The organism is Buttiauxella sp. (assembly GCF_035271705.1).
Taxonomy (GTDB): Bacteria; Pseudomonadota; Gammaproteobacteria; order Enterobacterales; family Enterobacteriaceae; genus Buttiauxella.
The window spans coordinates 1-7,311 of the sequence record NZ_DATERI010000061.1; the positions used below are offsets into that span (position 1 = coordinate 1).

6 protein-coding genes and 1 tRNA gene are annotated in these 7,311 nt (G+C 47.6%); 6 read left to right on the top strand and 1 reads right to left on the bottom strand.

Annotation, left to right across the window (positions count from 1 at the left end):
* The first annotated feature begins 65 nt into the window (after positions 1-65).
* Together VJY99_RS05340 and VJY99_RS05345 are read left to right on the top strand one after the other, a co-directional pair.
* Positions 66-139, top strand: a tRNA-Gly gene (locus VJY99_RS05340).
* 89 nt (positions 140-228) lie between these two features.
* The gene (locus tag VJY99_RS05345) at positions 229-2,181 is read left to right on the top strand and encodes a site-specific integrase (protein ID WP_324117016.1); all 1,953 of its coding nucleotides are present in this window, start codon (positions 229-231) and stop codon (positions 2,179-2,181) included.
* A gap of 1,162 nt (positions 2,182-3,343) precedes the next feature.
* Here VJY99_RS05345 and VJY99_RS05350 read toward each other — a convergent pair.
* Positions 3,344-4,072, bottom strand: a complete 729-nt coding sequence (locus tag VJY99_RS05350; protein WP_049023371.1) for a hypothetical protein — start codon at positions 4,070-4,072, stop codon at positions 3,344-3,346.
* Between the two features lie 189 nt (positions 4,073-4,261).
* On the opposite strand from VJY99_RS05350, the gene VJY99_RS05355 reads away from it, so the two are divergent.
* The 4 genes from VJY99_RS05355 to VJY99_RS05370 all read left to right on the top strand — a co-directional run bounded on the left by VJY99_RS05355 (position 4,262) and on the right by VJY99_RS05370 (position 6,930).
* A protein-coding gene (locus tag VJY99_RS05355) for an IS3 family transposase (RefSeq protein WP_324117019.1) occupies positions 4,262-5,382 on the top strand; the annotation gives its coding sequence in 2 pieces (ribosomal slippage) (positions 4,262-4,520 and positions 4,520-5,382; 1,122 coding nt in all).
* A gap of 309 nt (positions 5,383-5,691) precedes the next feature.
* Positions 5,692-5,925, top strand: coding sequence for a hypothetical protein (locus VJY99_RS05360; protein ID WP_047356716.1), 234 nt, complete (start codon positions 5,692-5,694; stop codon positions 5,923-5,925).
* Positions 5,926-6,028: 103 nt separating this feature from the next.
* Positions 6,029-6,571, top strand: a complete 543-nt coding sequence (locus VJY99_RS05365; RefSeq protein WP_014171503.1) for a type IV secretion protein Rhs — start codon at positions 6,029-6,031, stop codon at positions 6,569-6,571.
* Between the two features lie 2 nt (positions 6,572-6,573).
* Entirely contained in the window at positions 6,574-6,930 is a 357-nt protein-coding gene (locus VJY99_RS05370; RefSeq protein WP_324117030.1) for a putative T6SS immunity periplasmic lipoprotein, read from the top strand.
* Positions 6,931-7,311: the final 381 nt, after the last annotated feature.

Below are 7,311 nucleotides of genomic sequence, written 5' to 3' on the forward strand. Positions count from 1 at the left end.
CCATTTAGTTGCAAAGAGGCTTGTATGAAGAGGCGTAAGGTCTATAATGCCTTACGCACCTCAAAGCGGGCGTAGTTCAATGGTAGAACGAGAGCTTCCCAAGCTCTATACGAGGGTTCGATTCCCTTCGCCCGCTCCAAAAACTCCCTAACGTATTCATTCCTCAGCCTTTTTCTGATTCATACGTGACGGCGCTCGTGATCCTCCTACAAAGGGGTCATACAACCGATGGCGCAGCGTGATAATCTCTATCGACGTCCAAGCGGTATCTATGTTCTGCGGATCACCGTTCCGGTTCGTTATCGCGCCCTGATAGGGCAGCGTGAAATTCATGCATCTACCCGCACAACCCACCTTGCAAATGCCAGAGCTATTGCCGCGCGTTTGCTGGAGAAGTGGTATGCGTCTCTGGAAGAGTTCAGGCAAGTGGATAAAGAGAAGATCAGGGGCAATGCCCCATTGTTGACTGGAGCAGGCAAAATCAGCCTGGCGTTGTTTTGCGATTCATTTGGAGTTGGGGCTGAGACTGTCGTCCAGCATCTTCTGGCAGCCAATGTGCCGCTGTATGCCCTTGTATCTAACCAGCGTGGCTTTCTGATTGATGATTTCAGCACGCTTGAGCGTGATCCTGATTCGCATGGGTTCGTTTTGAATAACATTGCGTATGACGGTGCTGAGGCTGCGGTAAACGGCTATATGCAGCTTTACCAGCCGCAGTTTGCCCTTGTTGAATTGCTGAACGGGCGAGAGGTTGAGGTTACGGCATTCAGGGCTAACAACGGCAATCCTCTTTCCCTCTGGTTGTTGGATTTGCCCGGGGTGACGCTGAATGCAAGTTCTTTGTTCATCAACAACGTGCAGGCTGAAAAACTGCGTAGCGCTTGGGATAAGGCGCTTGCGAAATCGGAGCCAACATTAAGTGCTCTGCCATGCGCTCCGGTAGGTGTAACACCAGCGATTCCTGTGGCCGCTACCATCAACCCGTATTGCAACCCGACATATGCGAGCATGACGGTTTCAGCATTGCTGAAAGCGTTTTTGGTCTATAAAAATACGGGCGATATTAAGCTCGCCAGCGAGGGGAAAATTCGTTCCAGAATTGAACACTTCGTGGAGATAATGGGCGATTTAACTCTAGGCGAACTGAATCGTGACGTTGTGAAAGATTACGTCACCAAAATGCAGAATATGCCCGGTAACCTGTATTTGATGCGGCGAAAATACAAGATTTCAGATACTCAAAAGCTAATTGAAATAGCGCTAGCTGATGGTCAGCCAGTTATGAGCCGAGATGCTATTGGCAGGCATATTGAGTCACTGGGTTCTATGCTCAAATGGGCTAAGAGTGAACGTTATCTTTTTGATAACCCTGCTGAGAATGTGTTGGCTCAGCGTCGTGTGATGGTGCGTGAGCAGGATCGCCGCGACCTCTTCACCGACGATGAACTAGAGCAAATTTTCTCGGCTGACTGGTTTAAGAAAGGCGCGGGAAGGCCCAATCAATACGGACGTTATACGAGCTTCCGCCCGTTTCACTACTGGTTGCCTCTGTTGGCATTATATGTGGGCGGGCGCATCAATGAGCTTTGCCAGCTTTATCTGACGGATATTCGCGAAGATAAAAACGAAGTTGCCTATATTGATTTTAACCTTGATGCGCCGGATAAGGTGATGGATGAAGAAGCGCAGGCTGGTGGCGTTAAATCATTAAAGACGGTGAATGCGATCCGTCAGGTTCCAATTCATCCGCGACTTATCGAACTAGGGCTGCTGGAGTATGTAGATGCATTGAAAGCTGCCGGATATGATCGTCTTTTCCCTGAGTTGAAGCACAACAAAATCAAAGGATATCGTGCCGCCGCCTCAAAATGGTTTAACGAAAACTACTTTGGCAAAGTCCTCGGTTTTACCCGTGACGGTAAGAAAACGTTCCATTCGCTGCGGCACACTTTCATCAACGCCGTAGACAAGTTTGAGATCAACGAACGCACGATTGCGCAGCTTGTTGGACATGTTCGGGGCAGCACCACCGCGATGACCACCTATCGTAAGGATGCTGATGTGGGTGAGCAATTGGGCGTGATTTCGCAGCTTCACTACAGTTTACCTGATATTGCGCAGTTTGATTCGCAAGCGGGTATCAAGGCGGTCATCGACGCACGGCGCAGGCATAAATCGTAAGATGTGCCAAACGCGCCAGGAAGCTCTGTGGCGCGTTTTTTATCAAGGGCAGTGGAAATCATGGTGTGGAATTTGCGGCGCTTTCGTAGCTCGACTGGCGCAGCTAGATGAATCAGATGTAACCTTCAACAAGCAGCCTCTTTCGCAATATTTAAACAACTAGCGGAGTATGGACGTTAATGGCGACCTACAGACAAATTGCCGATGATGTTAAATCCCGAACGGGGAGAACAGTCAAAACATGTTGGATAGCGCATGTTAAGTCATTGCATGGGCTAACCTGCCGCGTATCTCCAAACCGCATTAGCACCGAAAGCCGTGTTTATCCTTGCCCTGATAAATGGGTTGCGGAGATCGAGCAATCAATGAGAAATCTGGGCGAGCTTTAGCTTTACTGCGCGGCTTAACTTTTGAGTCTGTTTGGCTCTATAAGGACTGTCTCGCCGCAACGGAAATTTTCGGACACAATGCCTGAGAGGGGTGCTTCCAAATCTAGGAGATCCACTTTTTCGCAGCAGATTTATCCGGCTGCATTTACACCGGGAACCGTTGAGGGTTAACAGCTATCGGTTCAGGTTTGTGTGTTGCGAAGGCGAGAAGAACGGCAGACTTACTTCTGAAAGGAACGGTTTGATACAACGAGCAAGAGAAAAGCGTAATTGTTAAAAATGTTAAAACATAAAGTGTTCTTTAAAATGTTAATCCTTCCTCGGGGGGGAAGCCGGACATATCAACCCTAAGGCCATCTGAGAAGATAGCCTGTAGGTTTGCTCGGTTCCCCTTGCCAGATGAAGATCAAGTCTTCCTCGTGGTGTGACGACCTTTCTTGAAAGATGCATTATGCGCAAAAGAAGCTACTCAAGAATCCGCCGATTGCTACTTTCACCCTCTGCTTGGCTGCATCAAACGCTTGCGCGCCCTACCTACCACAATCAACGTTACGCAGAGTTCCCATCCTGACGTTTTCCGCTAAACAGCGGTAAAGCTCCACTTACCCGGACCGGTTTACCGCATGAGGTAGGTGTCAGAGCCAACATAGCACACCCTGTTTTCCAATAAAAGTGTTATATATCATATGGGTGAGTTCATATTCTGAACGCATTAAATCTCACTGTAAAGTTGGTAAAAGCTGCTGTTTTTTAACTTTTTGAAAATATTCGGTCTAAATTCTCTGTGCAGTTTTTCGTTGCTCATTGATATATTTGAGCAGGGTATCAAGGCGAGCAATAGCTTGTGCCACAGGGTCATGTTTAGAATCCTTAAGGCTTTCGGCTATTCTTTCTTTTTCTTTTGTAAACAATTGAATAGCAAAATCTGGGATTAAATTGAAGTTTGTGAAAGCTTCTTCTAGGTCAGCCATTTTGAAGGGGGTGCCTTCCAGAGAACTGCTCTCTTTTGTTTCAAGCAGTTTTTGGCGTAGAAGTTGGCAAAAATCATCAGCAAACTCTAGGCAAAGGGTGCGAACATCATTATTTGGTGCAGGGATTTCTATAACTTGTCCTCTATCACCTAGTCGAACAATTTTGTTGGCAACGTAGTATCTTCCGTCAACCCAAGCGTTTATGACAGGATTACCATCATGCGTTGCTGCATTTCGCGCATCCTGAAAAAAAGACCCATGGCTTAGTTGCTGTATCTTCGACCAAGGTAACTGCTTGCCTGTAACTGTTTTTATCGAATCTTTAAGCGTCTGAATGACATTCGTGAACGATGAAAATCCATAAATAACAGCCTGACTATTTGACTCGGGAACCTGTTGGTTACTAGTAAATAAGTTAATCGATGTATCGCAAGCCGTTACGATGGCGGCTAAGTGGTATTGCAATTCTTCAATTTTCCCACCGCAATAGTTGGCAACCCAGCGACGATGGTTATCTGGCAGCTCGTTCATGATTTTCTCTTATCCGTAATGTGTTGGTGCATTATACCTCTATCTGATGACTAGATTGCCCTAACTCTATTTGTTAACTAATAAGTATGCCAATAAACGACCGTTTTCCGGCATCTTCTGACCTGCTCCCCGTTGATTAATACACACCGATGTTAGTAATGTCTTCATAAACCACATGAGGACATCCCCATGAAGAAGCGTTTTTCCGACGAACAGATCATCAGTATTCTCCGCGAGGCCGAAGTCGGGGTTTCAGCCCGTGAGATCTGCCGTAAGCACGCCATTTCCGACGCCACCTTTTACACCTGGCGCAAAAAGTATGGCGGTATGGAGGTGCCCGAGGTTAAGCGCCTGAAGTCGCTTGAGGAAGAGAACGCCAGACTCAAGAAGCTGCTTGCCGAAGCCATGCTTGATAAGGAGGCACTTCAGGTGGCTCTGGGGCGAAAGTACTGACGACAGACCACAAGCGGGAAGCCGTGAAGTTTATGTGTGATGCGACCGGTCTGTCGCAACGTCGTGCCTGCAGGCTTACAGGTTTGTCTCTGTCGACCTGCCGCTACGAGGCTCAGCGTCCGGCGGCTGAAGCGCATTTATCAGGGCGCATCACTGAACTGGCACTGGAGCGCAGGCGTTTTGGCTACCGCCGCATCTGGCAGTTACTGCGCCGTGAAGGCCTTCATGTTAATCACAAGCGCGTTTACCGCCTTTATCATCTCAGCGGGCTGGGCGTAAAACGCAGACGGCGTCGTAAAGGCCTGGCAACGGAGCGTCTGCCGCTGCTCCGCCCGGCGGCACCCAACCTGACCTGGTCAATGGATTTCGTCATGGACGCGCTGGCCACCGGTCGCAGGATCAAGTGCCTGACCTGTGTGGACGACTTCACGAAGGAGTGTCTGACAATTATCACCGCATTCGGGATTTCAGGCGTTCAGGTCACGCGTATTCTGGACAGTATTGCACTGTTTCGGGGCTATCCGGCGACGATAAGAACGGACCAGGGGCCGGAGTTCACTTGCCGCGCACTGGATCAATGGGCCTTTGAGCATGGTGTTGAGTTACGGTTAATCCAGCCGGGTAAACCAACGCAGAACGGATTTATTGAGAGCTTTAACGGACGATTTCGCGATGAATGTCTGAATGAGCACTGGTTCAGCGATATCGTTCACGCCAGGAAAATCATTAACGACTGGCGGCAGGATTATAACGAGTGTCGGCCACATTCGGCACTGGATTATCAGACGCCATCAGAGTTTGCAGCACGGTGGCGAAATGGAAAATGTGAAGGTAAACAAACCGACATTACTAACTGACGGTTGTATCTAATACTGGGGGCAGGTCACGTCCCTGTTGGTAACTGTCACGCTAAGTTAGACGGTGAGAGACAGGATAACTCAGCGTTGGCGGCAGTTGCATCCTCACACCGCGATAGTAAAACGTGAAAAAAGCCTATCCTGACATTGTTATGTCATCGACAGAGTAATCACTCGCATTAAAGCCTGATATACAGGCTCTTCCAGCGCTTCGACAGATATACGAGCACCCTGATAAGGTGTGATCCTTCTGACAATCTGATGAAGTCGCTACGCTCTGCTTGTTGCTTGTACCACTAACGGGGCTTTATGGCTTCTATTGTCCAAAATCTGTTAGTTGCGCATTTTATGCACCCTGGATACCCTGAGATTAATCCTATTAACTCAAGGGTGAGCATGGCTATCGGGAAGAGACAGAACCAAAAGGAATCACCTGAAGAAGAGTTAGATCGCTTGCTGGATGAGCTTGAACTCACACAAGAGCAACGAGAGTTTATAGAATCTATGCGGCAAGAGGAGGGGGATAAAAGCAACGGGGAGTAGTGTTTGCACCGTCACTGCGTTTGATGAATGGCTAAAGTTCGCGTATAGACTATTTCGAATTATGATTTTACGATGTAGATAAATCATACAAGGAGGGCAGTTTATGAGCGCGCAGGCGGAGGAAGGTACATTACGCCGGATGACGTTAGGCGAGATTGCAATGGCTCGTAGGGTGTTCGGAGATTCAATAGTTTATAGCCGTGTCTGGATTCATTGCGACAGCTATTTACCCTTCGGACTACAGAAACAAAACTATGCGATGACTCCCAACGGAGAGTTATGGTACAGAAAGTCGATGTACAGAGAAGATTTTTCCGCAAACTCTGTTTTCATCGAAGATAAATACGTTTTCATCCACGAACTGGGGCATGTGTGGCAACACCAACATGGGCAATGGGTGAGAGTGAGGGGGGCTTTTAGCTGGGCTGCTGAATATACCTACAAGCTGGATAAAGAAAAGCTCACTGATTACTCTCTTGAACAGCAAGCCTCTATTTTGGCTGATTACTGGTTACTGCTGGTTTATGGTATCAATAAGTGGTCTTACTATCAGAGACCAGGGCGCATGGGGATGTACAGGGGCGTTGATATGTCGCAGGATGTCCCCTCGCTTTATCAGAAAATCGTAACAGGGAAGGGGCGTTAAACATGAAGAATAAAATATTGCTGGGTGTTGTATTCCTCTTAACGGGATGCCCTGGGCCTGGTGATCGAATGGTAGATCGCGAATCTACAACGGCATTAATCAAAGATAATCAAGTTTGTGTGGTGTCACCACTGGAGCCGCAGGAACGGATCACTGCTATTCAAATCAATAGCGATAATAGCGACTCTCTTCACAAGATTTTCGAAGACAAGCCTGTTTATGTACCGAAGGGTGAGTGTCTTCCAGTATTTGGATTTAAATTTACATCTGGAAAACGATATAACTTCGCGTATGACGTCCAATCTGATAAGTCAGAATCGCATTTAGTCACCGCAGAATTTTCGTATCCCAAAGGATAAGGGGGGCAGAATGTCCCCAAGATCTTACTTCTTCAAGTCACCAGTATATTGATATTCCATTGTGACTATTGTTTCCATACATCCGCTTGAGGATGGTTGAGAACAAACTCAGGTATAACCGCCGTGACCTGCTCCCCATTCATTAACACATCACAATGTAAGTTATATCTGTATAAACCACATGAGAACGTCCCCTTAAAAAAGTGTTTTTTGACAAATACATCATCTGTATCCTCCGCCAGGACGAACCGGGGTTTTGCATTGAAACGCTGTCTTAAGGATGCTATTTAAGACGCCATCTTCTGGAACTTATGCAAGAAGTCTGGCGGTATGGAAGTACCCGAAGTGAAGCGGGAAGCCGTGGGCGTTATGTCTGAGTGA